At 44.2% G+C, this 25,672-nt stretch carries 16 protein-coding genes; 9 read left to right on the top strand and 7 right to left on the bottom strand.

From position 1 onward, the window contains the following. Positions 1-3 precede the first annotated feature (3 nt). Positions 4-3,147: an efflux RND transporter permease subunit gene (locus tag K5Q73_RS19210; RefSeq protein WP_220765552.1), complete on the top strand. Its 3,144-nt coding sequence runs from the start codon at positions 4-6 to the stop codon at positions 3,145-3,147. Positions 3,148-3,317: 170 nt separating this feature from the next. On the opposite strand, the gene K5Q73_RS19205 is transcribed toward K5Q73_RS19210, so the two are convergent. From K5Q73_RS19205 to prmA, 4 genes are all read right to left on the bottom strand, one after another. Next, positions 3,318-4,850, bottom strand: a complete 1,533-nt coding sequence (locus K5Q73_RS19205; protein ID WP_220765553.1) for a leucyl aminopeptidase — start codon at positions 4,848-4,850, stop codon at positions 3,318-3,320. A gap of 422 nt (positions 4,851-5,272) precedes the next feature. Continuing rightward, positions 5,273-5,578, bottom strand: coding sequence for a DNA-binding transcriptional regulator Fis (gene fis / locus K5Q73_RS19200; RefSeq protein ID WP_012153658.1), 306 nt, complete (start codon positions 5,576-5,578; stop codon positions 5,273-5,275). A gap of 17 nt (positions 5,579-5,595) precedes the next feature. Next, on the bottom strand, positions 5,596-6,564 hold the full coding sequence (gene dusB / locus K5Q73_RS19195; protein WP_220765554.1) for a tRNA dihydrouridine synthase DusB: 969 nt from the start codon (positions 6,562-6,564) through the stop codon (positions 5,596-5,598). A gap of 151 nt (positions 6,565-6,715) precedes the next feature. After that, on the bottom strand, positions 6,716-7,597 hold the full coding sequence (gene prmA / locus K5Q73_RS19190) for a 50S ribosomal protein L11 methyltransferase (RefSeq protein WP_220765555.1): 882 nt from the start codon (positions 7,595-7,597) through the stop codon (positions 6,716-6,718). Between the two features lie 387 nt (positions 7,598-7,984). On the opposite strand from prmA, the gene K5Q73_RS19185 reads away from it, so the two are divergent. The 4 genes from K5Q73_RS19185 to K5Q73_RS19170 all read left to right on the top strand — a co-directional run bounded on the left by K5Q73_RS19185 (position 7,985) and on the right by K5Q73_RS19170 (position 12,613). After that, a complete protein-coding gene (locus K5Q73_RS19185; RefSeq protein ID WP_259650846.1) occupies positions 7,985-8,704 on the top strand; it encodes a fumarate reductase cytochrome b subunit in 720 nt (239 codons plus the stop codon). A 128-nt stretch (positions 8,705-8,832) separates the two neighbouring features. After that, positions 8,833-10,830 carry a fumarate reductase flavoprotein subunit gene (locus K5Q73_RS19180; protein WP_220765556.1) on the top strand — a complete coding sequence of 666 codons (1,998 nt, stop codon included), beginning with the start codon at positions 8,833-8,835 and terminating at the stop codon, positions 10,828-10,830. Between the two features lie 8 nt (positions 10,831-10,838). Beyond that, complete coding sequence (locus K5Q73_RS19175; RefSeq protein ID WP_220765566.1) at positions 10,839-11,570, top strand: fumarate reductase iron-sulfur subunit; 732 nt, start codon at positions 10,839-10,841, stop codon at positions 11,568-11,570. 128 nt (positions 11,571-11,698) lie between these two features. After that, a complete protein-coding gene (locus K5Q73_RS19170; RefSeq protein WP_220765557.1) occupies positions 11,699-12,613 on the top strand; it encodes a LysR family transcriptional regulator in 915 nt (304 codons plus the stop codon). 118 nt (positions 12,614-12,731) lie between these two features. Here the strand turns inward: K5Q73_RS19170 and rho are convergent, their stop codons facing one another. Both rho and trxA read right to left on the bottom strand, forming a co-directional pair. After that, positions 12,732-13,997: a transcription termination factor Rho gene (gene rho / locus K5Q73_RS19165; RefSeq protein WP_220765558.1), complete on the bottom strand. Its 1,266-nt coding sequence runs from the start codon at positions 13,995-13,997 to the stop codon at positions 12,732-12,734. Between the two features lie 238 nt (positions 13,998-14,235). Next, on the bottom strand, positions 14,236-14,562 hold the full coding sequence (gene trxA, locus K5Q73_RS19160; protein WP_012278950.1) for a thioredoxin TrxA: 327 nt from the start codon (positions 14,560-14,562) through the stop codon (positions 14,236-14,238). A 404-nt stretch (positions 14,563-14,966) separates the two neighbouring features. Between trxA and rhlB the strand changes: the two genes are divergently transcribed. From rhlB to K5Q73_RS19140, 4 genes are all read left to right on the top strand, one after another. Further along, the gene (gene rhlB, locus K5Q73_RS19155; protein ID WP_220765559.1) at positions 14,967-16,280 is read left to right on the top strand and encodes an ATP-dependent RNA helicase RhlB; all 1,314 of its coding nucleotides are present in this window, start codon (positions 14,967-14,969) and stop codon (positions 16,278-16,280) included. Between the two features lie 13 nt (positions 16,281-16,293). Next, positions 16,294-17,205: an exopolyphosphatase gene (locus K5Q73_RS19150; RefSeq protein ID WP_220765560.1), complete on the top strand. Its 912-nt coding sequence runs from the start codon at positions 16,294-16,296 to the stop codon at positions 17,203-17,205. Positions 17,206-17,813: 608 nt separating this feature from the next. Beyond that, complete coding sequence (locus tag K5Q73_RS19145; protein WP_220765561.1) at positions 17,814-20,795, top strand: TonB-dependent receptor; 2,982 nt, start codon at positions 17,814-17,816, stop codon at positions 20,793-20,795. A 506-nt stretch (positions 20,796-21,301) separates the two neighbouring features. Beyond that, entirely contained in the window at positions 21,302-23,992 is a 2,691-nt protein-coding gene (locus K5Q73_RS19140; protein WP_220765562.1) for a TonB-dependent receptor domain-containing protein, read from the top strand. An 84-nt stretch (positions 23,993-24,076) separates the two neighbouring features. Here K5Q73_RS19140 and K5Q73_RS19135 read toward each other — a convergent pair whose 3' ends face one another. Beyond that, entirely contained in the window at positions 24,077-24,610 is a 534-nt protein-coding gene (locus K5Q73_RS19135; RefSeq protein WP_220765563.1) for a thioredoxin family protein, read from the bottom strand. Positions 24,611-25,672: the final 1,062 nt, after the last annotated feature.

Genomic DNA, 25,672 nt, shown 5'->3' with positions numbered 1-25,672 from the left:
TCAATGATTGAGTCAGTATTGCGTCTTGCGATAAATAGACGCTGGATGATGATGTTCCTCGCCATGCTGCTGGTTGCAGTGGGGCTGTGGAGTTATCAAAAATTACCGATTGATGCGGTGCCGGATATTACCAATGTGCAGGTACAAATAAGTACCCGAGCAGAAGGTTATTCACCGCAAGAAACCGAGCAACGAATTACCTATCCGATCGAAAATGCGCTGATGGGGATCCCGCAGTTATCTTACACCCGATCACTATCGCGCTATGGTTTATCGCAAGTGACAGTGGTGTTTGATGAGGGTACAGATCTGTACTTTGCCCGTAACTTGATCAATGAGCGCTTAAATGCGATCAAGGGCAAGTTACCCAGTGATATCGAGCCGGAGATGGGACCGATCTCCACCGGGCTCGGCGAGATCTACATGTACACCATCGAAGCGCTACCTAATGCTAAACAAGCCGATGGCAGCGAGTTTGATGCAACCGCGTTGAGAGAGATCCAAGATTGGATCATTAAACCTCAGCTGGCGCAGGTGCCTGGTGTTACCGAGATCAACACCATTGGTGGCTATGACAAGGAGTACCACATCACGCCATTGCCAACCAATATGCTGCAATACGGTGTGTCATTTGTCGATATCAAGCTGGCGCTGCAAAGCAGTAATAGCAATCGTGGTGCTGGTTTTATTGAGCGAGATGGTCAGCAATTAACAGTGCGCTCTGCGGCGCAGCTAAAGACCATTAGCGATATTGAGCAAGTGGTGATTAAGCATATTGATAGCGCACCAATCTTTATTGCCGATGTGGCAGAAGTCGGTATTGGTAAGGCGCTGCGCACTGGCGCTGCAACCCGTGACGGCAAAGAAACCGTGCTGGGTAGTGCCATGATGCTGGTGGGCGAAAACTCACGTCAGGTATCACTGGCCGTTGCTGCCAAGCTTGAAGATGTTAAGGCATCACTACCCGATGGCATTAAAGTTGAGGCGGTTTACGATCGTACCACCTTAGTCGATAAAGCCGTTTATACGGTACAGAAAAACTTAGTAGAAGGCGCGCTGCTAGTTATCGTGGTGCTGTTTATCCTACTGGGTAACGCACGAGCCGCGTTAATCACTGCGGCGGTAATTCCGCTAGCGATGTTGGCAACGATGACGGGTATGGTTCAGGCTGGCGTGTCGGCTAACCTTATGAGCCTAGGTGCATTGGATTTTGGTTTGATCGTCGATGGCGCAGTGATTATTGTTGAAAATGCCATTCGCAGGCTGGGTCAGGCGCAAGCGCAAAATGGTGGTCATGTATTGCCACGTAAACAACGTTTGCAGTTAGTGTTTGAAGCCACCAATGAGGTGATCCGCCCAAGTTTGTTTGGCGTGCTGATTATTACCGTGGTGTATATCCCGCTATTTAGCCTTACAGGCGTGGAAGGCAAGATGTTCCACCCAATGGCGGCAACCGTGGTGATGGCACTGTTAGCTGCGTTAGTCTTGTCGTTAACACTGGTACCTGCAGCAGTTGCTCTGTTTATGACGGGTAAAGTGAGCGAAAAAGAGAGCCGTGTCATTACCGCAACTAAGTCGCTATACAAGCCTTTGTTAATCGGTGCGATGAAGCTACGCTGGTTAGTGCTTGGCGCGGCTATGGCATTAGTGGGCTTCTCTATTTGGCTGGCAACGACTCTTGGCTCTGAGTTTATCCCTCAGCTCAATGAAGAAGATATCTTGCTGCAAGCGATCCGGATTCCGGGCACAGGCTTAGAGCAGTCCGTGGATATGCAGATGCAGTTAGAAGATCGCATTAAACACTTCCCACAGGTGTTAAATGTGTTTTCTAAGATCGGTACGCCAGAGGTGGCAAACGATCCTATGCCGCCAAATATCGCCGACACTTTTATTATGCTAAAGCCGCGTAATGAATGGCCTAATCCTAAGATGAGTCATGACGCTTTGGCGGCAGACATCGTTGCTGCGGTTTCTGGGCAGCCGGGAAATAACTTTGAGCTAACTCAGCCGATCGAAATGCGCTTTAATGAATTGATCTCGGGAGTGCGTGCCGATCTGGGTATTAAGGTTGTTGGCGATGATCTCGATCAGTTATTAGCTTCAGCTAACGCGATCCATGAAGTGCTAGAAAAGATCGATGGCGTTGCCGATCTGCAAGTTGAGCAAGTAACGGGTTTGCCAATGCTATCGATCCAGCCTGATCGCATGGCGTTAGCACGTTTTGGTTTAACGGTTGATGAGTTACAGGACTTTGTTGCTACCGCTATTGGTGGCGAGCAAGCAGGACTTATCTTTGAGGGCGATCGCCGCTTTAAAATCGTGGTCCGTTTACCAGAAGTGATCCGCAAAGACGTTGAGCACTTGCACGAGCTGCCAATCATGTTGCCATCTGGGCAATATGTACCGTTATCTGAAGTGGCGACGTTAGATATTGCGCCATCGCCTAACCAGATCAGCCGTGAAAACGGTAAGCGTCGCATTGTAGTCACTGCTAACGTGCGTGGTCGCGACTTGGGCACCTTTGTCAGTGAAGCTAGACAGAAAATTGCCGAGCAAGTGGATATCCCTGCTGGTTACTGGCTGGAATATGGCGGCACCTTTGAGCAATTAGAATCGGCAAGTCAGCGCTTATCGATTGTAGTGCCATTAACGCTGGCGCTTATTCTGGGCTTGTTGGTGATGGCCTTTAGTTCGGTCAAAGATGCCTTGATTATCTTTACGGGCATTCCATTAGCGCTAACAGGCGGGGTCATTTCGCTGTGGTTACGAGACATGCCATTGTCGATCTCGGCAGGCGTGGGCTTTATTGCGCTCTCGGGCGTAGCAGTACTTAACGGCTTAGTGCTGTTGAGCTTTATTCGTCAGCTGTATCAAGAGAAGGGCGAGTTGATGACAGCGATTATTGATGGTGCATTAATAAGACTGCGCCCAGTACTGATGACAGCCTTAGTGGCAGGGCTGGGCTTTGTCCCTATGGCGCTGAATATTGGTACAGGTGCAGAAGTGCAGCGTCCAATTGCCACAGTGGTGATTGGCGGCATTATCTCATCGACGATATTAACTCTGTTTGTACTGCCTATTCTGTACCGTATGGCACACCAGCGCGGTGAGAGTAAACAGAAAGTGACAGATGAGGCGACTATTTAAGAACTAACTCTTATCGCTAAAGAGCGGCACTCATTGCTGGTCGCTCTAACTTAGCTTGGAGCTTGGCTGCGAAAGTAGTGAGTTCAGTCCGCCAGATAAACAAAAGCCCTGCTTAATGAAGCAGGGCTTTTTTATGATTTTTTAATCGTGCTTAAATTATATGTTTAAGCTTATTTGCTTTGAGTCATAAGCCAGTTACTTAGTAAACGTACGCCGTGGCCTGTACCGCCTGCTGGAGTCACACCCACATCTTTTGCCGCTAATGCGCTACCAGCAATATCTAAGTGTGCCCACTTAGTATCGCCAGTGAACTGCTGTAAGAATACCGCAGCAGTAGTCGCACCAGGGCCACCAAAGCCTGCGTTCTTTAAATCAGCAATTGGGCTTTTTAGTAAGTCATCATAGGCAAGCGGTAATCGCCATAGCTTTTCATCCACGGCTTTGCCTGAGAAAGTGAGCTCATCGACTAGGGCATCATCTTCACTAAATACGGCTGTGTAGCGTTTACCGAGTGCACGAACCTTAGAGCCAGTTAATGTCGCAACATCAACCATCACTTGTGGCTTATAGTATTCACGGGCGTACCACATGCCATCGGCTAAGATTAAGCGGCCTTCGGCGTCGGTATTGAGTACTTCAACGCTTAAGCCTTCAGCTGTCATTAATACATCGCCAGGAGCAAGTGCGGTTTCAGACACCATGTTGGCTGCCATTGGCATTACTGCCACCACGTTTACGTCGGCTTTTTGTAGTGCCATGGCTTTAATTGCGCCAAGTACTGCAGCTGCACCAGCCATATCAGACTTCATACGTGAGATAGAGTCGCCAGATGCCTTAATATTGTAACCACCAGAATCGAAGGTGATGCCTTTACCCACAAGCGCGATAGGCGCATCGTCATTACCTTCCCAGTGGGCAACCACAAGGCGAGCACCTTCTAGAGAACCACGACCAACAGCATGCAGTGCGCCCATACCTAATTTGGCGATTTTCTTAGGTTCAAGCACAGTAACCTTTACGCCCAGCTTTTTAAGCTCTTTTGCCGCATTGGCAAAGTCTACCGGCGTCATTTCAGTTGGTGTTTCAGAGGTTAAGTCGCGGGCTAAGAATACACCTTGCTCAATCGCTGCTAACTGAGTGTATAGCTTGTCAGTGTCTTTAGCTGCGTCGACTGAGATGATGTAGTTCTTTTCGGCAGGCTTTTTCTCTGAAAAGTATTTATCAAACTTGTAAGCGCGCAGGTTAATGCCGTGAGCAAGCTCTGCAGCGAAGCTAGCGTTGCTGGTGGCATCGCTAATGCCGTCGGTTAATACTTGAATATCTTTTACTTCAATACCGTTAAAATGAGCTGTGATCTCTGCGCCAAGTTTGTTGACTTCACCGGGAGTTAGCTCTGCTTCATCACCGACACCAATCACCACTAGGCGTTTAACATCGATACCTGTCGGCATTAAAATTTCAACCAGCTGCTTTTTCTCGCCTGTAAATTCTTGTAGCGCTAATGCTTTGCTAATTTGTTGCTGTGATTGTTTATTTAGTTTGCTAAGAGCTGTAGAGGCCTCTTCGCCAGCCTGGAAGACCACTAAGGTGTCGATGTTGTTAGCTTGCTTTTCAACAAAATCAAACGTCTCCGCTTGCGCTGAATAGCTGGTTAATAGACCTAGGCTTAATGCACTGCTTAATAGGTTTTTCTTAGTTAGCATACTGTCCTCTTCGGGATTTAGTTCCGCGGTCATGCTTGCAAACACGCCGCAGCTTTAATTGTTGTATTGGTGCTTATATCAGTACTTATTGTTCAAGTCACACTGTGGCTGTACTCGCTCTTTTAGTGAGCTTTAGTTGAGCTTGCAGTGGGCTGTGAAATCTATCACTTTTTGAGTTAACAACTAAGTTAAAACTTGTTAGAAATTGTCACATGGTTTGCGAGTCTACAAGGTGAAAATTAGCCGAAGCTGAAAGTGCTGCTAGGAAAGGAATTTATTTGGCTGATTTACAAATGGAATGAATGTGATTTTTGAAAGAGACGATAGAGATAGCGGGGTACATATGAGGGTACATATAAAAGCAAAACGGGCTTTTTGTCGCCAAAAAACCCGTTTCTATACAACACGTTAAGACGTTAGTCTTAGTTCATGCCGTATTTCTTTAATTTCTTGCGTAGTGTACCACGGTTGATACCTAGCATGTTGGCAGCGCGAGTCTGGTTGCCACGAGTGTGTTGCATGATGATATCTAGCAGAGGTGCTTCAACTTCGCTTAACACCATTTCATATACTTCTTCAGCTTCTTGCCCGTCCATCTGAGCGAAAAAGTTAGTGACAGCACGCTTTACCGCATCACGTAGTAATTGTGGCTTGATAGCGCCACTTGCGGTTTCGATTTTGCCAACAGTAAGTGGGTGAACTTCAGTGTGAGTAGTCTGATCAAACATTCGTATTCTGCTCTTTATTAATATGCAACAAATTCATCAAAATAGCGTTCCACCATGGAACATTGTTCTTCAACGGTCTCGAGTCGATTAAACTCGGCTCTAAAAGGCCGTTGATTTTCTTGGTCTAAGTACCAGCCAACATGCTTTCTTGCGAAGCGGATGCCCTTATAATCACCATACAAGTTGTACAGTAGTTTCAGGTGTTCAAGCATAACTTGACGTTTTTCATCCATCTCAACGGGCGCTAGCTTATTACCTGTATCCAGGTAATGTTGGATTTCCCTAAATATCCAAGGTCGTCCTTGAGCTCCTCGTCCAATCATCAGAGCATCCACACCAGTATAATCCAGCACAAAACGTGCTTTCTCTGGGGTTAAAATGTCTCCATTCGCGACAACTGGTATCGAGATCTGTTTTTTAATCGCTTTGATTGTGTCGTACTCGGCATTGCCTTTGTACATGCACTGCCTAGTTCGGCCGTGAACGGCCAATGAGGCAATACCGCAATCTTCTGCGATCTGGGCGATATGAACACCATTCCTGTGCTCTGGAGCCCATCCCGTTCGAATTTTTAGCGTAACAGGTACATCAACTGCTGCTACCACAGCACGTAGAATCGCTTCTACTTGTACTGGATCTTGCAACAAAGCCGAGCCTGCGAGCTTCTTATTCACTTTTTTCGCTGGACAGCCCATATTAATATCAATGATTTGTGCCCCTTGTTGTACGTTGACAACAGCGGCATTGGCCATTAATTCTGGGTCTGCTCCGGCAATCTGAACCGAACGTATTCCGTCTTCACCTGCGTGTGTCATACGCAAGCGGCTTTTATCGGTATCCCAAACCTCAGGATTCGATGAAAGCATCTCCGACACGGCTAAGGCTGCGCCATAACGTAAGCAGAGATTTCTAAAGGGTTGGTCAGTGACACCTGCCATTGGCGCCACGATCAACTGATTTTTCAGGCGATAGGGTCCAATCTGCATTTATCAAAACACCTTGCTCGTCAAAGGGGCGCTATAGTACGCCTTTTTCAAGCCTGTGAAAAGGTCAATAAATGACCTGAGGGCAACTTTTTTGCTTGACTTTTGCCTAGTGAGAAGTCAGTCGCGGCGCTGAAAGCGCCGCGGGTTACTGCTATTTACGTATACCTGTCAAGCGGCTCCAATCGTCTTTGTGAGCGGGCTCGTCCATATCGAACCACTGACTGTAGAAGGCTGAGATTTCTTCAGCTTGCTCTTGTAGCAGGCCTGAAAGTGCTAATAGTCCACCAGGTTTAACTTTTTCAGCAATTAGAGGGGCAAGTTCACGTAATGGGCCTGCTAATATGTTGGCAACTAGAATATCTGCCAGCAAATCGTCAGGCTGATCTTCAGGTAGATATAGCGCTAGCTTATCTTCAACACCGTTACGCTCAGCGTTAGCTTTTGATGCTTCAATCGCTTGATAGTCGATGTCGATACCAGTTACGCGTTCAGCGCCAAGCTTAAGTGCTGCTACGGCTAGAATGCCTGAGCCACAACCAAAGTCGATTACATCTTTATTGCTGTAATCTAGGCCGTCTAACCATTCTAAACAAAGCGCGGTAGTTGGGTGGGTACCGGTACCAAATGCTAGACCTGGATCTAAGATCACGTTGACTGCTGTTGGATCTGGGATTTCACGCCAGCTTGGACAGATCCAAAGACGATCGCCAAACTGAATTGGGTGGAAGTTATCCATCCACTCACGTTCCCAGTCTTTATCTTCAACTTGTTCAATCTTATGGCTAAAGTTTTCACCTAGGTATGGCAAGCCTTTTAGCAGCTCTACGACTGGTGTTAGATCGTAATCAGCATCAAACAGTGCTGTAAGAACCGTATGGCTCCACAATGGCGTTTCACCTAAGGTTGGTTCATAGATTGGCATATCTTTGCCATCTTCATAGGTGATAGACAGTGAGCCTAGCTCCATGAGCATATCGCTCAATGTCTCTGCGTACTGGTTGTCGGTATCGACTTTAAGTTGGATCCAAGGCATGGGATCGTCTCTGTAGCTAGAATTTAGTAGCGTTATTGTAAACGATCTCTTGGATTAACGTCAGCGGCATTTTTATTAGTACAAGCGCTAGCACTAATGACGTTTTATCTGGAGTGTATTTTTGTGCAATATCAGCACTATTCTTGTCTATAGCTAATAGGTAAATTAGTAGTTGGGTGTTTATTGTTTCTGTTCAAGTTGTTGAATTTAATTGGTAAGTTGGTTTGACCAGTGTTTGCTTTGAGTCATACCTCTTGTGATCTAGATCAATTGATGCCGCATTAGTAGGTGAGCAGGCTCACGCTTTGGCGGTATGGGTATTTGTAGGGAAAATCTTCCTGATATGGTGTAAATCCCGACAATAGGCATTATAAAAGAAAAATAACTGTGAGAACCCTAACTGACACTGTAACCCTATTCAAACAAAAAGTAGCCAGCCCTTGGTCTGCCAAAGCTGACCGCTTACAAAGCGCCACAGGTATTCTATTAGGATGCTTTTTGCTGGTGCACTTACACTTCGAATCTAGCATTCTATTTGGTAAAGAAGCTTTCTACCATGTAGTGCAGTTTCTTGAAGGTGGTATGTTTAGCGAAACCGGCCATGGCTATCCGCTACTGACCACTATTTTTTCAACTTTCTTATTAGTCGTTGTGCTAGTTCATGCGGCATTTGCACTGCGTCGTTTCCCTGCGCAAATTGGCCAGTGGCGAGCACTACGAAGCCAAATGCAAATGGTTAACCATAGCGATACTCGAGTATGGTTTTGGCAGTTAGTCAGCGGTTTTATCTTATTCTTCCTTGTGCCAGTGCACTTATACACCATGATTGCAACGCCAGAAATTGGCCCGCACTTAAGTGCTGAGCGTGTGTATCACGATAGTGCATGGCTACTGTATATCGTGCTGCTGCCTGCAGTGGTTATTCATGCAATGTTTGGTTTATACCGTGTTGCTGTGAAGTGGGGCATTAGCGCTAACCGTAATGGTCTGCGCAAGTTGGCTCACGTGTTAGTGGTGTACTTGATGGTGATTGGCTTATTAAGCTTAGCCCAGTACATGATTATTGGCAGCGAACTGACATTACCTATTGAGCCGTTTCGTCCATAAGCCAACTGATTAGTCGGTGTTGATAAACCGTCGGCACCTATAAAACCAATAAAAATAACGCTGAGCATGGCAATGAGTCATGACGCAGCGCAATAGAACATCGACCTATTCCTATTTAAGGAGCAAGCGTGAAACTCATATATACCGATTCTTTAGTCGTGGGCGCCGGTCTGGCTGGACTAAGGGTCGCCATCGCCTCAAAAGAGAGAGGGCTCGACACCGTTGTGCTATCTCTGATCCCTGCTAAACGTTCACACTCTGCTGCGGCGCAAGGCGGCATGCAAGCAAGTTTAGGTAATACCGTTAAAGGTATGGGTGATGATGAAGATGTGCATTTCCAAGATACCGTAAAAGGATCTGACTGGGGATGCGATCAGGATGTCGCTCGTATGTTTGCCCATTGCGCACCCAAAGCTGTTCGTGAGTTGGCTAACTGGGGCGTACCTTGGACGCGCATAACCAAAGGTCCACGTCAGGTGGTGGTGAATGCCGAAAAGGTGACTATCGAAGAAGCAGAAGAGGCGCATGGTTTAATTAACGCCCGCGATTTTGGTGGTACTAAAAAGTGGCGTACTTGCTACACCGCTGATGGTACAGGCCATTCACTACTTTATGCAGTGGATAACAAAGCGATTGCAATGGACATTCCTGTTCATGAGCGTATGGAAGCGTTATCACTTATCCATGATGGTAAGCGTTGCCATGGTGTGGTCGCCCGCTGCTTAATTACCGGTGAGCTTATTGCTTACGTTGCTAAATCGACCACGATTGCCACCGGTGGTTATGGCCGTATTTATGAAGTGTCTACTAACGCCATTATCTGTGAAGGTGTTGGTCAAGCACTAGCACTAGAAACCGGTGTTGCCAAGCTAGGTAACATGGAAGCGGTGCAGTTCCATCCTACCGCAATTGTACCTGTGGGCATTCTAACCACTGAAGGTTGTCGTGGTGATGGTGGTTTATTGCGTGACAAAGATGGTCACCGCTTTATGCCTGACTACGAGCCAGAAAAGAAAGAGCTGGCTTCACGTGACGTGGTATCGCGCCGCATGACTGAGCATATGCGTAAAGGTAAGGGCGTAGATAGCCCGTACGGTCCGCATTTGTGGTTAGACATTACTTTGCTAGGCCGTAAGCATGTTGAAACCAACCTGCGTGAAGTAAAAGAAATTTGTGAGAATTTCTTAGGCATAGACCCTGCTAAAGACTGGATCCCAGTTAGACCAACGCAGCATTACTCTATGGGGGGTATTCGTACTGACGCTACCGGCCAAAGCCCGCAGCTTAAAGGCCTATTCAGTGTCGGTGAAGCCGCATGTTGGGATATGCACGGCTTTAACCGTCTAGGCGGTAACTCACTTGCTGAGACTGTGGTTGGCGGCATGATCATCGGTAAGTATGTTGCCGATTTCTGTGAGCAAAACACCCTTGAGATCGATACCGGTTTAGTCGAGACCTTTGTGGGTAAACTGCAAAGCGAAATTGACGATCTGATTGACGGTGAAGGCACAGAGAATCCATTTGAGCTTAAGCAGCAGATGCAACGCATCATGATGGATTACGTGGGTATTTTCCGTAATGGCCCTGAGCTTGATAAAGCCGTTAGTGAGCTACAAGACTTGCTTAAGCGTGCCAATGCGTTAGGCCTTAAGTGTAAGAAGCGCCATGCAAACCCTGAGCTAGTCGAAGCATTGCGTGTTAAGCGTATGCTTAAAGTGGCACTAACCGTTGCTGCAGGCGCTGCTGCGCGTACAGAGAGCCGCGGTGCACATGCTCGTGAGGACTTCCCACAGCGTAACGACAAAGACTGGTTAAACCGCACGTTATCGAGCTGGCCAGACGCGAGCAGCCTGTCACCACAGCTTGAATATGAGCAATTAGATGTGATGAAGATGGAGCTGCCACCAGGTTACCGTGGTTATGGTATCGACAATGCCATTGCTCATCCAGATACCGAAAAGCGTGAACAGCAAATTGCAGAGATTATCAGCCAGCTTGGCCCTGATGCTGACAGACATCAACAGCAAGCGGCGGTTATGCCATTTGACGTACCAGAATCATTAAAACCAAAGAACGAACGTTTGAGTGACAAATTAAACTCGGGCGCAGGAGAGACCGTAAAATGAGCCAACAAATGGCTAAGGGCCGTACCTTAACATTCAGTATTTTTAGATACGATCCGCAAATGCCGGATGATAAGCCAAAAATGGTGGATTACCAGATTGAAGAAGCGCCTGGTATGACGGTCTTTATTGCACTAAATCAGTTGCGTGAGTTGCAAGATCCGTCGCTGCAGTTTGACTTTGTTTGTCGTGCGGGTATTTGTGGTAGCTGCGCCATGGTGATTAACGGTATGCCTACGCTGGCATGCCGAACCCTAACCAGCAAATTTGCTGACGGTAAAATCAAATTAATGCCGCTACCAGGCTTTGAATTGATTGGCGACTTGTCGGTGAATACGGGTAAGTTTATGCGTGAAATTGCCGAGCGCTTAAAGCTATGGCTACACCCGAAAGCGGGCGATGATGATATTCATCGTTTAGAAGCGCCAATGTCACCAGAAGAAGCGGCTAAGCTATATGAGCTAGAGCGCTGCGTTGAGTGTGGTGTATGTGTGTCAGCGTGTGCGACTAAGCAAATGCGTGATACCTTTGTTGGTGCTGTTGGCTTAATGAAGATTGCGCGTTTTGAGCTAGATAGTCGTGATACACGTAATGCAGAAGATTTCTACCATGTGATTGGTAACCAAGACGGTGTGTTTGGTTGTATGACGCTACTAGGCTGCCAGGACAACTGTCCGAAGGATTTGCCGCATATGCAACAGATTGCTTATCTACGCCGTAAGATGGCAGTAACCTTAGTCTAAACAATGGGGTTAACTCGCTTTATCATTAAAAAGCCTGCTGATGCAGGCTTTTTTGTAGGTGACGTTTAGCCGCCCTTTATCTACAATTTGATATTAATAGATGCGTATTTATAAATGGAAAGTTGATAATGCAGCTTAACGATCTGAAACTGTTTATCAGGGTAGCTGACTGTGGCAGCCTTACTGCAGCCGCTGTTGAGCTAGATATCTCCTCTGCTGTTGCAAGTGCAGGCTTGAAGCGACTTGAAAAAGAGTTAGGTACAACTCTATTTATTCGTAGCACACGCAGCTTAAGGTTAACCGATGCAGGTGAGCGTTATCTAATACACTGCCGTCGAGCTTTAGTGGATCTAGACTTGGGTCATAGAGCGATAGAGAGCAGTCAGGCTAGTATTTCGGGCCTACTGAGCTTTGCGGTTCCTTCAGATATTGGGCGTAACGTTTTATTGCCTTGGCTAGATGAGTTTCTTTTGGAGTATCCAGAGCTTAAGCTGCGCTTGCATATTGGCGATAATCTATCGGATTTCTATCGTGACAAGATCGATGTGGCGCTGCGTTCAGGTAAACCAAAAGACTCTGCGCTGGTGGCCTTTAAAATCTGTAATTCACGCCGAGTACTGTGTGCTTCGCCTGACTATATTAGACAATTTGGTGAACCGATTTCTTTAGAGCAATTACCGCAACATAATTGTTTATTCTTTATGCTAGATGAGCGCACACATGATCAGTGGATCTTCAATAAAAATGGCCAGCAACATAAGGTGAGAGTGACGGCTAATCGTACCTGCAATGATGCCGATATCGCTCGGCGCTGGGCGGTTGCAGGGCAGGGATTAGTGTTTAAGTCCTGGTTAGATCTTACCGACGATATTGAATCTGGACGATTGGTGCCCTTACTCAACGATTATCAAGGCGAGGAGGCTGATTTATATTTAGTCTGCCCCGGCCGAGAACATGTGACACCTGTAGTTTTGTTACTTAGAGATATGCTCAGGCGGCGCTGTAAAATCCGCCTTGAGCGAGTAAAGCGTCGTATGGATTGAGTGACTAAATGTCTATACTGATTGGTATAAGTAGCATTCTTATAAAATAGATACAAAAAAACCGCACGAATGCGGTTTTCTGTTTATAGCGACTCTAGGTCGATATATTAAAAGCTCATTAGCTCTTAGCGCGCTTCATCGCAGTGAAGAACTCATCGTTAGTCTTGGTCATTGCCAATTTATCGATAAGGAACTCCATACCTGCAACTTCATCCATAGGATTTAGGATCTTACGTAGGATCCACATCTTCTGTAGTTCGTCAGGCGTAGTCAGTTTCTCTTCACGACGGGTACCAGAGCGGTTGAAGTCGATTGCAGGGAACACGCGTTTTTCAGCAGCTTTACGAGAAAGGTGTAACTCTTGGTTACCTGTACCTTTAAACTCTTCGTAAATCACTTCGTCCATCTTAGAGCCGGTATCAACAAGCGCTGTAGCGATAATCGTTAAGCTACCACCGTGTTCGATGTTACGAGCTGCACCGAAGAAACGCTTTGGACGGTGTAGTGCGTTAGCGTCAACACCACCGGTTAGCACCTTACCAGATGAAGGGATCACAGTGTTGTAAGCACGTGCTAGACGCGTGATAGAGTCAAGTAAGATTACTACGTCTTTCTTGTGTTCTACTAGGCGTTTAGCTTTTTCAATAACCATTTCGGCAACTTGTACGTGACGGCTTGCTGGCTCGTCGAAAGTTGAAGCAATAACTTCACCTTTTACCATACGTTGCATTTCGGTTACTTCTTCAGGACGTTCGTCGATAAGTAGTACCATCAACACCACTTCAGGGTTGTTGTAAGTAATGCTTTGCGCCATGTTCTGTAGTAGTAGAGTCTTACCCGCTTTTGGTGGTGCAACGATAAGACCACGTTGACCCTTACCAATTGGTGAACATAAATCCAGAATTCGTGAAGTAATGTCTTCAGTTGAACCATTACCACGTTCCATACGCATACGTTCTTCTGCATGTAGAGGTGTTAAGTTTTCAAATAGGATTTTGTTGCGAGAGTTTTCAGGCTTGTCGAAGTTAACTTCGGTTACTTTTAGAAGGGCAAAATAACGCTCGCCTTCTTTTGGTGGTCGGATTTTACCAAAAATCGTGTCACCAGTACGCATGTTAAAGCGTCTAATTTGGCTTGGTGATACGTAGATGTCATCTGGGCCCGCTAAATATGAACCATCAGAGCTACGAAGGAAACCAAAGCCATCTTGTAAGATCTCTAAAACGCCACCACCGAAAATATCTTCACCGCTTTTAGCGTGGGCTTTAAGGATAGAGAAAATAATGTCTTGCTTACGAGCACGAGCCATATTTTCTAGCTTCATGTCTTGAGCAAGCTGGACTAAATCTGAAATCGAGGTGTCTTTTAATTCTGATAAATTCATCGTGGTGGGTCTTGTTTTGTACGTGGCAATGCCATCTACGATCAAAGGTTTTGTAGCTTATTGAATATCGATCGGATAGCGAGAAGTGGGTTAATTTGAATATTTCTGGTTATTAAAGTAGCACTAACAGGGCGGGGCGTCTAGAAGTTTAGCTAAACCCGACACATTTTCTTATTGAAGCTGTGTCGGGAGTCACTTATATACCGTCGGATCTGTGATTAAACGGTAATTTGGTGATTTAAAGCTGAGCGTCGATGAACTCTTTAAGCTGAGTCTTAGACAGTGCGCCGACTTTAGTCGCTGCAAGCTCGCCTGCTTTAAATAGCAATAGAGTTGGGATACCACGAACGCCGTATTTAGCTGGTGATACGTTGTTTTGGTCAACATTCAACTTCGCGATTGTGATCTTACCTTCGTACTCTTCAGCTACGTCGTCTAAGATTGGGGCAATCATCTTACATGGACCACACCACTCAGCCCAGAAATCAACAAGAACAGGCAGTTCAGAGTTAATTACGTCATTTTCAAAGCTGTCGTCGCTTAGGTATACAATCTTGTCGCTCATTGTTGTTCTCCAGTTTGGTTGCCATTGCTGGTTTGTTAATGGCTTAACCTGTATATTGGGTCGGTAAAATAGCTTTTCAAGCTAAAAGTTATGCAAATATTAATGTCGGCACTCTTTAGTACAAAAAACGATTTAGACAAGACGCTGATTTACAGGCATAGTTAGCCTACGTCAACGACGTTTAACGCCTAGATGCGTTTAAAATTGTCCTAAGAGAACGCTAAATACACGCTTAGATTTCATCGCATCAGCTAAAATAGAGGGAATAATGATTCCGTCACCGATGCTAAAAATATCGTGCTAAACGTTTCTCAGAGTGTGCATCAATTTTCCGTGATAAAATTCTATCGCTATTTCAAACGATCGAGTTTTTTATTGCAACCTTTTACAGGTAAGCCTGCGCTATGAGCGAAACACATTTATCTACACAAAAGTTTGCTGACTTCCCTTTACATAAAGAAGTACATCAAGCACTTAACGAAGCTGGATTCGAGTTTTGTACCCCAATTCAAGCTTTGTCGTTACCGATTTTATTAGAAAAAAAAGATATAGCGGGTCAGGCGCAAACGGGCACAGGTAAAACCTTGGCCTTCTTAGTGGCCACTTTTAACCACTTGCTATCAACGCCAATTCCTGCCGAGCGCCAATTAAACCAGCCTCGTGCGATTATCATGGCTCCTACCCGTGAATTGGCAATTCAGATTGCTAAAGATGCTAACTTATTGGCTAAACATACTGGTCTTAAAGTGGGTATTGTTTACGGCGGTGAAGGCTATGAAGTTCAGCGTAAAGTGCTGGATAAAGGCGTTGATATCTTAATTGGCACCACGGGTCGTATTATTGATTACGTTCGCCAAGGTGTTATCAATGTAAGTAGCATTCAAGCTGTAGTACTTGATGAAGCGGATCGCATGTTCGATCTTGGCTTTATTAAAGATATTCGTTTCTTGTTTAGACGTATGCCAGATGCTAAATCACGCTTGAACATGTTGTTCTCTGCAACGCTTTCAATGAAAGTGCAAGAACTTGCATATGACCACATGAACGAACCTGAGAAAGTTGAAATTGCGCCAAACGAGAAAACCTCAAAGAACATTAAAGAGGAGATCTTCTATCCATCGATGGAGGAGAAGATGCCTTTGCTATTGTCTTTGCTTGAAGAAGACTGGCCAGAAAAAGCCATCGTGTTCTCAAATACCAAGCATAGCTGTGAAAAAGTCTGGTCATGGCTTGAAGGTGACGGACATCGCGCAGGCTTGCTAACTGGCGATGTACCGCAAAAGAAACGTTTACGCATTCTCGAGCAGTTCACCAAAGGTGAGATTGATATTCTAGTGGCGACCGACGTCGCTGCGCGTGGTTTACATATCGCTGATGTATCACATGTATATAACTACGATCTACCAGATGATTGTGAAGATTATGTACACCGTATCGGTCGAACTGGTCGTGCGGGTCAAAAAGGTGTGTCGGTTAGCTTTGCTTGTGAAGAGTACGCATTGAACTTACCTGCTATTGAGTCTTATATTCAGCACTCAATTCCAGTTACGTCTTACGACAGCGATGCGCTGCTTGATGATATTCCGCCACCAGTGCGCATTCATCGTAAGCCAGCTACTCATAGCCGTAACACACGTGGTACAGGCGGTAATACGCGTCCTCAGGGCGGTCAACGTAATGGTCCGCGTCGTCATGACCGTACCCGTAGACATTCGTAGGCGATAAAGCTTAATGACACCACCTCTTTATGCTGCCATTACGTTAGGCTCAAATAGTTTTAATATGCTGGTCGCAAAAACCGTTGCTCAGCAGCCTAAAGTTATTGCCAAGTATAAACGTAAAGTCCGCTTAGCCGAAGGGATCCAAGCCGATGGGTCCCTGAGTGAAGAGGTGTTGTTGCGTGGTTTAGACTGCCTGAGCATGTTTGCTGATATGCTCGATAAAGAAGGTGTTTCTGCTGATAATGTCGCTGTGATTGCCACGGCTACATTGAGAAACATCTCCAATTCCGATGACTTTTGTCGACGAGCCATGCCCATTTTAGGTCATCCCATCGAGATTATTTCTGGCATGCGAGAAGCCGAACTTATTTATCAGGGGATGGTTGCAACCACAGAAGGTGAGGGGCGTCGCCTAGTCATCGATATTGGTGGTGCGAGCACTGAGTTCATTATTGGTGATGGCACAAAGGTATTACTCAAAACCAGTTTGCCTATGGGTTGCGTGACTTTTAATGAGTCTTTTTTTAGTCACTTTCCATTCCAGCAATTAGATTTCGATGGTGCTAAAGCCAATGTAAAAGCTGTGCTTGGTGAGCAACTATCAGAGCTTAAATTGTTAGGTTGGCATTGTGTCGTTGGTGCATCGGGTAGTGTGCAGTCGGTAGTCGAACTGCTCAATCATCGTAACCGTTCAACGGTTGTCACCTTAGATGTGCTACTCAATTTAAAGCAAGAAATTTTAGCGCAAAATAGTGCGTCTATGCTGGCCATTCCTGGTCTTAATCACGACAGAGCCCCCACTTTTGCCGCAGGTATTTCAATTCTGCTTGCCCTGTTTGAGTTACTTGAAATTGACAAACTATACCTTTCAGGCGGCGCTTTGCGTGAAGGGGTTTTACAGACTTTAGCTAACAATATTTAAACTTTGTTCCCGTCGCTTTACTTACACTCCGCTTAAATTATGTCATAAATCTTAGCCTCCTTATTTTAAATGTGCCTTATCTACAAACTTATTGCTCAACCGTAATAGTTACCCTATGACCTCATCTGCCACAGACTCCCATTAGCAAAATTATTATGTGTTCAATCTAGACCTGAGCTTGATATCCAAATGTAGTTTATCTTTTCGGGGTCTCTCATATCTGTATAGGACTTGGATAAAGCAACTCTGACTAAACCTAAGAACTCGGAGAGTCAGGCTGTAGCGTACTCATGTCAACTTAATCACCGTTACCTACCATTTTGGCTAATTTAAGGCGGTTAATCGGCCGATGATCATTAATAAGTTTTACAAAATGTAATTGTTAATTTTGTTAACAATTACATCAACTTCCTGCCTTTCTATCCAAGCATTATGCTTTTGCAAATCCTATAAGCCCCTTGTAAATATGAAGTTTTTGAATAAAGCACATTGTATAAAGTATTCGTTTGATGTTACGATTTTGTTGCGCTTGGTTGTTTTTACAACAAAATAACGAATAATACTTTTGGCTAGGCGCTACTCAGAGAATATTTAAGGGAGAATAAATTATGTCTGGAAGTAACGCGTTAAAGCGATATAGACCTCAAAAGACTCTGGCGGCTCTAGCCGTCGGTTCGGTTCTATTTTTATCTGCACCTGCAGCGATGGCTGCCGATGGTTTAGGTGTGATGCAAGGTCATATTACTACTGAAGCTGGTTCTAACCTCAGTAATGCAAAAGTGATCATCAAGCATGAGACAAAAGGAATTGTGAGAGAAACGACTACTGGTGCCAACGGTAGCTTCTCTCTTAAAGGACTGCCAATTGGTAAATATACCGTGTCCATTTCTAAAGATGGTTACTACAAAGTCAGTGAGCAAAACATTGCAGTGACTATGGGTAATGCATTGACTTTCGATGTTGCTCTCGATTTAGAAGATTCGGGTGTAGAGCGTATTGCAGTTAGTGGTGCAAGAATTAGTCGTGTAGATACCTCTAGCACTACAACGTCACAAGTTATTTCAATGAGTGAGCTAAACCAATTACCGGTTGAGCTAGATTCAACTGCAATTGCCCTATTAACCCCTGGCTCAGTAGCTGGTGATGATGGTTTTGGTGGTGTTGCTATTGGCGGCTCATCGGTTGCCGAAAATGGTTATTACCTAAACGGATTGAATATTACTGATTTGCGTAAAGGTATGGGAGACATTGATCTTCCTTGGGAAGCTATTGCACAAACAGAAGTTCAAACTGGTGGTGTATCTGCTGAATACGGTCGTTTTATTGGTGGTGTTGTTAGCCTAGTATCTAAGTCTGGTGATAATGAGTGGAAATTTGGTGGTAAGGCTGAAATTGCGCCTGATTCATTAGCAGAGCCTACGCTGCGTATGAAAGATGACGGTACGATCGAGGAAGCAAAGGAAGGTTATTGGCAAGAGACCGAATATAATATCTGGGCTTCAGGTGCCTTGATAGAAGATAAACTATTCTTCTATGGTTTATGGAACCCGTTTGAAGAAGATGTCACTGGCTATGGTGAGAATGAGATTGCTGATAGCGAGTGGAAAACTAACCGTTGGTTCACTAAAGTCGATTGGTTTATTCACGAAGATCACTCAATTGGTGTAATGGCCTTTAGTAATGAAGGTGATTATGAAAGTACTCAGTACTATCGAGATGAAGATGGTGGTCGTGGTGATGAAATTGGTCTAACTGAAACCACTTATGGCGGAATTGGTTGGAATGCGCTTTATACCGGTTATCTAACAGATGACATCACTTTATCTGCAATGTATGGCGAGATCACTCAATCGACTAAAGATAACTCAGGTACTTTAGATCAGTCTACTTATTGGGATCTGCGTTCAGGAACCTGGGAGCGACTAGGTGACTGGGTAGGCTATGGTTCTTCAGAAACAGAAGATAAGCGAATTACTTACCGTATCGATTTAGATTGGGTTATTGGCGATCATACATTACGAGCAGGCTATGACTATGAACGTTTAGAAATTGCTGATATCTATACACCTCATGGGGATGGTTGGTACGAGTACTTTGCTGCTGGCCCAGATAATGCCTATGGCCTTGCTGAAGGCACTGAATATGCTGATTTACGTATTTGGGGCAAAAATAGTGAAACAGAAAATGTTCATACCGCGCTATATGTTTCTGATACTTGGGCCGTAACAGATACTGTAACTATTAATGCTGGTGTACGTTATAGCGAATTTAGTAATACTACTGGTTCAGGTGACAAGTATGTCGACCTAGATGGTCAGTTTGCTCCGCGTTTAGGTGCAACGTGGGATGTACTCGGTGACGGTGCAAGTAAGCTATACGCTTCTTATGGTCGCTATTTTCAGCCAGTATCACCAAATACCAATCTACGTATGGCGTCAGCTGCTTATGATTCCCATATAGTTAGCCATCTTGATGGTGTAAACGCTGATGGCTCTCCAATATTAGGTGATGAAATTAGCCGTCGAGTTGTTGCAGATGGATCTGTACCTGATGCTGATCAGCTGTTTAACAATGAAGCGGGCTCAATGTATTCAGATGAATTTGCAATTGGTTATCAGCAGCAGGTAAGTGATGATTGGGCTGTTGGTGTTCGTGGTGTTTATCGCGATCTTAAGCAATCGATTGAAGATGTATCGTTTAACTACGGTATGAATCAATGGATTTTAGATAATTATGATGCAAATACATGGCATGCCGGTAATGGTGAAACAAGTGCTGAAGATTACTTTGTTGGTGGTTGGTTCCCAACACTAACGAACCCAGGAATAGGAACAGAGATCTATTATGATGTTGATGGTGATGGAGTTAAAGAAACCGTCAATGTTAATGCTGATCAGATGGGGTTCCCGGAAGCTGAGCGTACCTATAAGGCAATTGAGCTGAACTTCAGTGGTAATGTAACAGAAGACTTTACACTAAATGGTTCTTATACCTGGTCTAAGAGTGAAGGTAATACCGAAGGTTTGGTCCGTTCGGATAATGAGCAGGCCGATCCAGGTTGGACTACGTCATTCGATTATCCTGAACTAATGGACAACGGTGATGGATACTTACCTAATGATCGTCGTCATAACTTTAAACTGTATGGTGTTTATAACGTAACTGATGATTTCAGTGTTGGCTTTAACTCATATCTACAATCAGGCCGACCAATTAATGCCTTTGGAATACACCCTGAAGATCAAGGCTACTGCGTACAGGCTGTAGCAATCGATGGAACCTGTTATGGCCGAGATTGGTATGGAGCATCATCTTTTTATGCTGACGGCGAAGCTGCGCCACGTGGCAGCATGGGGCGTACTGATTGGATATATAACATTGATCTAAACTTGTCATACACTATGGACTTTAATGAAGCTGGTCGCCTGAACCTCAAGTTGAATGTATATAACCTATTCAATTTCGATGGTGTTAAAGGTGTTGATGAGCAGTACGAGTTCGACAGTGGCGCGAAGAACCTTCGTTATGGTTACCCAGATAGTTTCCAGACTCCTCGCTATGTAAGAGCATCAGTTCGTTACGATTTCTAATTTAGAAGTAGTCGCTAACGCAACAATAAAAAGGCCGCAAATGCGGCTTTTTTTTATTTTTAGCCATAACTAATCGCCATTGAAATCTAAGCTCTCTTCTTTCAATATTCCAATTTTTAAAGCCAAGGAAAGTGTTTTTTTATGCTTAGAAATATTTAGACACTTTTTATACATTTTGCATCTTTAGTTAAAGTAGAGAGGGCTAGCAATATTCGTCTATGAAATAGCTTTTTTGAATATAGGTCTACACGCCGCCTAATTATTGAGTGGCTAATGTTTCATCCTCAAGCTCTCTATCAGGGGGTGTTAGTTGTTAACGCGTTCAGTTGAATAAATAGTCTTTTTTTTGGAATAAAGTAAAAGCTGTAACAGAAATGATATATTGCATACAAAATAAAGTATGTGATACTTATGTTGCTGCTTTGTTTTATTGTTGTGGTCTATTTGGTTGGATGCGCCCCTTTAAGCAATAGCACTATAAAAATTATATTCTTGGGAGATGGAAGATGAAATTTAATAAAGTTGCTAAATTTATTAGCTTGGCGTGTGGTGGTGTAGTGGCCCTCTCTGCGCCTGTATACGCAGTAGAAGCAGAAGAAGATAGTGTTGAACGCATCGAGGTTACAGGTTCACGTCTAAAGCGTGTTGATATGGAAGGTGCAACGCCAGTAACAACCATTACGGCTGAAGATATGGCTGTAGCAGGTTTCTCTACCGTAGGTGATGCGTTGCGTTCATCGACATTGAACTCGTTCGGTTCTTATGGCGGTACGGCAAACAACAGCTGGTCTTCACAGGCAACGATTCAGCTTAAAGGTGCAAGTGCTAGTGACACCTTGGTTCTACTTGATGGCCAGCGTATGGCTAAGTCTCCAGTTCTTGGTGGTGCAGCAGCTAACATCAACACCATTCCAACTTCAGCGATTGAGCGTATTGAGATTCTATCTGATGGCGCATCAGCGATTTATGGTACTGATGCGGTAGCGGGTGTTGTAAACGTTATCTTGAAGAAAAGCTTTGAAGGTATCGAATTTAAAGCCCGTGCAGAAGAAACTGAAGCTGAAGGCGGTGATAACCACTCTTTCTCATTCACAGGTGGTTTGAACTCTGAAAATGGTAATCTTGTATTTACCATGGAGCACTACAAGAAAGATAAAATCTTGATGAGTGATCGCCCATACACTAATGCACACGTTAGAGACGGCGAAGATCCAACTGACTACCGTAGTTGGGTTGGCTTAAGTCAGACTGGTCGTACATTGGATATGGGACCAAATGGTGGTTGGGCATACGCGGCACCATTTTCTAATACAGATCGTACCTGTGCAGATGTTTACGGCGATAACTTTGTAGGGCCATTGTCTGACAGTAAATATGCTGGTGAGACGTCATGTGCTTACAACTATACTAATGCTGCAGCGCTTGATGTTGATCGTGAAAGAACCAATACATTGATCAACTATGGCTACGACATTACCGATGATATTAAGCTAACAGCTCGTGCTTATTGGGCATCAAACAAAACTATCGACCAATCTGCACCAGTACCGGGTTACATCTATTTCCCAGATGCTATGCCTGCCTATACTACTGCAGAAGGTTTAGATTTAGTTGCAACACCTGAAGATGCACGCATGTTATATCGTTATGACACAGCGGGTAACCGTGTACGCGAAAACCATGACAACATGTATGATATCTTGCTTGGCTTACAAGGCACTACCGAATACGTCGACTGGGACTTTACAGCTACTTATAACCGCTACGATAACTTTGTTTGGGGTACCGGTTATGAGTTGAAAGGTGCATCAACAGATCTTGTAGGTTCATGGGATGATGCAACTAATTCGTTTGTTGGTTGGGACCCTCGCGATCCAAATTCTGTCGCGCCAAGTGGCGGTATGGCCAACTTTGATATGCGTCAAACAGCCTCTTATGCAGAATTGAGTGGTGGTGCAGGTTTCGATCTGTTTGAACTCGATTCAGGCATTGCAGCAATGTACGTTGGTGCATCATACCGTGAAGAGTCATTAGATTCTAAAGTAGATGCATTATCTGAAGCCGGTTTGATTAAAGGTGCAAGTGGTGGCTCAGGTGGTGAAGGTGAGCGTGATATTAAAGCTATCTTTGCTGAAATGACCATACCGCTACTTGATAACCTAGAGCTAAACCTAGCTGCGCGCTATGATGATTACTCTGACTTTGGCGACACGTTTAACCCACAGGTGTCTATTCGATATAACTTGTTTGAACCACTATTGCTACGTGCATCATGGGGAACTGGCTTTAAAGCTCCAAGCCTATCACAGCTAAACATGACACCAAGTGAAGGTTGGAACGACATAACGAACTATATGCAATGTTATGAGCAAACTGGCGTAGTTGATGGTTGTACTATTGAAAATAGCATTCCAGTTTATGTTGATAAGAATGAAAACTTAGGTCCTGAAGAGTCAGAAAGCTATAACTTAGGTATGGTTTGGGATATTACTGATAACGTTAACATGACCGTTGATTACTGGGTACTTGAAACAGATAACCTAATTGGTCAGATTGGTAATAATGAACTTGTCTATACTCAAGCAAAACTATGGGAAGCAGCTGACGCAATGGGCGTTGCACGTCCTGATATTTCAGTTGTTTACCCTGGAACGAGCATTTCAAGTAACAGCTCAGGTAAGCTAACTGAGATGGAAAACGTGCTGCAAAACTTCGGTACTGCTGAGCGTGAAGGTATTGATACCAATATTGCAGCAACTTTCGAAACTGGTGTGGGTGAGTTCAAACTTGGCTTAGCTTGGTCTCACTATATCAAGTATACCGATAGTGCTCCAGTTGGGGGGGAACTAGTCGTATCTAAAAACTGGGCTGGTTCATCAGGGACTCCTGATGATCGTGTAAGCTTTAGCACTAACTACATCTTTGCCGATGACCATAGCTTATTCTACAAAGCTGATTACATCGATGGCCAGTCAACTTATGATATTAATGATGATGGTTCAAAGTATGAAATTGACTCATTGATTTATCACACTATTACATACTCGTACATGATGCCTTGGAATAACTCTATCAGCGTTGGTGTTAACAACCTAACTGATGAAGAACCTTCATTTGAGCAAAATGGTGATTATGAAAGTAGCTTATATGACATTATGGGCCGCAGCTACTGGGTTTCATTCTCTCAAAGCTTCTAAGCTAAAGCTTGGTAAGTGATAAGCTTTAGTAGAACTAACAAAAAAGGCACTCAATAGAGTGCCTTTTCTTTTATATAGAATTGGTTACTTTAAAATCTTGGCTAAGTCAGCTTCTAAAGACACTTCAGGTCTTTCAACTATACGGCCAATCTCTTCGTCATTTTGCTCGATAATAAAGGTAGGAATACGGCTGAAATCGTAGTTAGCTGCTAAACCTTGTGGATCTTGCTTCTCTCTATCAACACCAATATAAGTGACCTGTATATTCGGGTTATTAATCTCTTCAATAAGACGAATAAATCTTGGCGTTTCACGATGGCAGTCAGGGCACCATGTACCTATTATGACGGTTACTTGGGTTGGCTTGTCGACTTTCTGTAGTTGCGTAATTAGCGCTGTATCGGCTTTATAGTTTTTGTATTCGTCATTAAACCAGTCGAATTCGTTAAGTTCTTGATGTGTTACTGCACCAGTTAAAATCACTTCTTGTTTCTCCTCACTGCAAGTTGCTAGAAAGCCATCTTGCTTATCTTCAAATCCGCAGCCGCTACTCGCCATACTTTGACTACTGAAAAATAACAATGTGGTTGCGAGTAATGCTTTAACGTTGTTGTGCATGATAATACCTCAGCCAAGAAGAATAGGTTTTAGTTTATTCAAACACGTACTAACAATTGGTTGAAGCTAACAATCACCGCATTGTTATAGGGATCACTCTAAAACAAATAAATGCATCTTTAATGTCGGATTAAATGACGAAGTCTTAAAGGTAAGTTAAACAAAGCTGGTTTCAAGCTTAATATTACTGTTACACCTAAGGCTCGGCTCATAACTACTTTGTTGCTGTCTAGTAGCAGTAATTGAGGTCACTAAAGTCAAAGATAAGTAAGGTGAGCAGAAACGCCTTCTTCTTATATAGTAGAGTCAGCTTTAGGTTATAGAAGTTTAAGCAAGTCTTACCGTAAGGTTTTGACTATATATAGCCATGCTTACTTCATCACTTGAGAGACGCATATAGATGTAGAATCAAAAGCCCTCAGGTATACAGCTTATTACCCTTCTATATAGCTTTCTCGTAAAGCGGTTTGGTAGTGCAAATCGAAATAAGCTAAGAGAGTAGCCTTATACCCATGAGTGAAAACTAGAAATTGTTTAGAATTGTCCGTGCATCTACAAAATACTGTACTAGACTGATTATCCCAGTGGAGAAAATATCGACAGAGGCGAAGCTTTTGTGGATAACTCTGGGGGTATTTAGTGGGTATGGTGTGCTTAATATAGCTTTTTGAAAAAACATCATTTTTGTTTCAAAAAAGCCCTTGCGCTCAGATCAAAACTCCCTATAATGCGCATCCACTGACACGGCACAGCAGGCCAACTACCCAGCTTTAATGCTAGATAGAGCGGGACTTGCAGCAGTGTTAGAGAGATTAACTTCTACGGAAATTAACCTCAGGTGACAATCGCTTTAGAAGCTCAATTAGATGTGACTTGAACAAAGAATCATCGCTTGAAAAACTTCTTAAAATAAGCGCTTGACGCCGACACTGGAGAGTGTAGAATACGCCTCCTCAGCCAAACGACCTAAGCGTCTAAGGCGCCATTTTGAAAGGCTTAGCCTTGATAGAAGTGGCACGCTCTTTAACAATATGACAAGCAAATCTGTGTGGACACTCACAG

The sequence above is a fragment of the Shewanella sp. MBTL60-112-B2 genome, from assembly GCF_019655055.1.
Classification (GTDB): Bacteria; Pseudomonadota; Gammaproteobacteria; order Enterobacterales; family Shewanellaceae; genus Shewanella.
This window is presented reverse-complemented; position numbering and strand designations above follow the sequence as displayed.

What these genes read in the sequence shown, in the direction of transcription:
- K5Q73_RS19140 (WP_220765562.1), top strand. Translation starts at nt 21,302, where the DNA reads ATGAAATTTAATAAAGTTGCTAAATTTATTAGCTTGGCGTGTGGTGGT.
- K5Q73_RS19205 (WP_220765553.1), bottom strand. Translation starts at nt 4,850, where the DNA reads ATGCTAACTAAGAAAAACCTATTAAGCAGTGCATTAAGCCTAGGTCTA.
- K5Q73_RS19150 (WP_220765560.1), top strand. Translation starts at nt 16,294, where the DNA reads ATGACACCACCTCTTTATGCTGCCATTACGTTAGGCTCAAATAGTTTT.
- rho (WP_220765558.1), bottom strand. Translation starts at nt 13,997, where the DNA reads ATGAATTTATCAGAATTAAAAGACACCTCGATTTCAGATTTAGTCCAG.
- K5Q73_RS19210 (WP_220765552.1), top strand. Translation starts at nt 4, where the DNA reads ATGATTGAGTCAGTATTGCGTCTTGCGATAAATAGACGCTGGATGATG.
- rhlB (WP_220765559.1), top strand. Translation starts at nt 14,967, where the DNA reads ATGAGCGAAACACATTTATCTACACAAAAGTTTGCTGACTTCCCTTTA.
- K5Q73_RS19175 (WP_220765566.1), top strand. Translation starts at nt 10,839, where the DNA reads ATGGCTAAGGGCCGTACCTTAACATTCAGTATTTTTAGATACGATCCG.
- K5Q73_RS19135 (WP_220765563.1), bottom strand. Translation starts at nt 24,610, where the DNA reads ATGCACAACAACGTTAAAGCATTACTCGCAACCACATTGTTATTTTTC.
- trxA (WP_012278950.1), bottom strand. Translation starts at nt 14,562, where the DNA reads ATGAGCGACAAGATTGTATACCTAAGCGACGACAGCTTTGAAAATGAC.
- fis (WP_012153658.1), bottom strand. Translation starts at nt 5,578, where the DNA reads ATGTTTGATCAGACTACTCACACTGAAGTTCACCCACTTACTGTTGGC.
- prmA (WP_220765555.1), bottom strand. Translation starts at nt 7,597, where the DNA reads ATGCCTTGGATCCAACTTAAAGTCGATACCGACAACCAGTACGCAGAG.
- K5Q73_RS19145 (WP_220765561.1), top strand. Translation starts at nt 17,814, where the DNA reads ATGTCTGGAAGTAACGCGTTAAAGCGATATAGACCTCAAAAGACTCTG.
- dusB (WP_220765554.1), bottom strand. Translation starts at nt 6,564, where the DNA reads ATGCAGATTGGACCCTATCGCCTGAAAAATCAGTTGATCGTGGCGCCA.
- K5Q73_RS19170 (WP_220765557.1), top strand. Translation starts at nt 11,699, where the DNA reads ATGCAGCTTAACGATCTGAAACTGTTTATCAGGGTAGCTGACTGTGGC.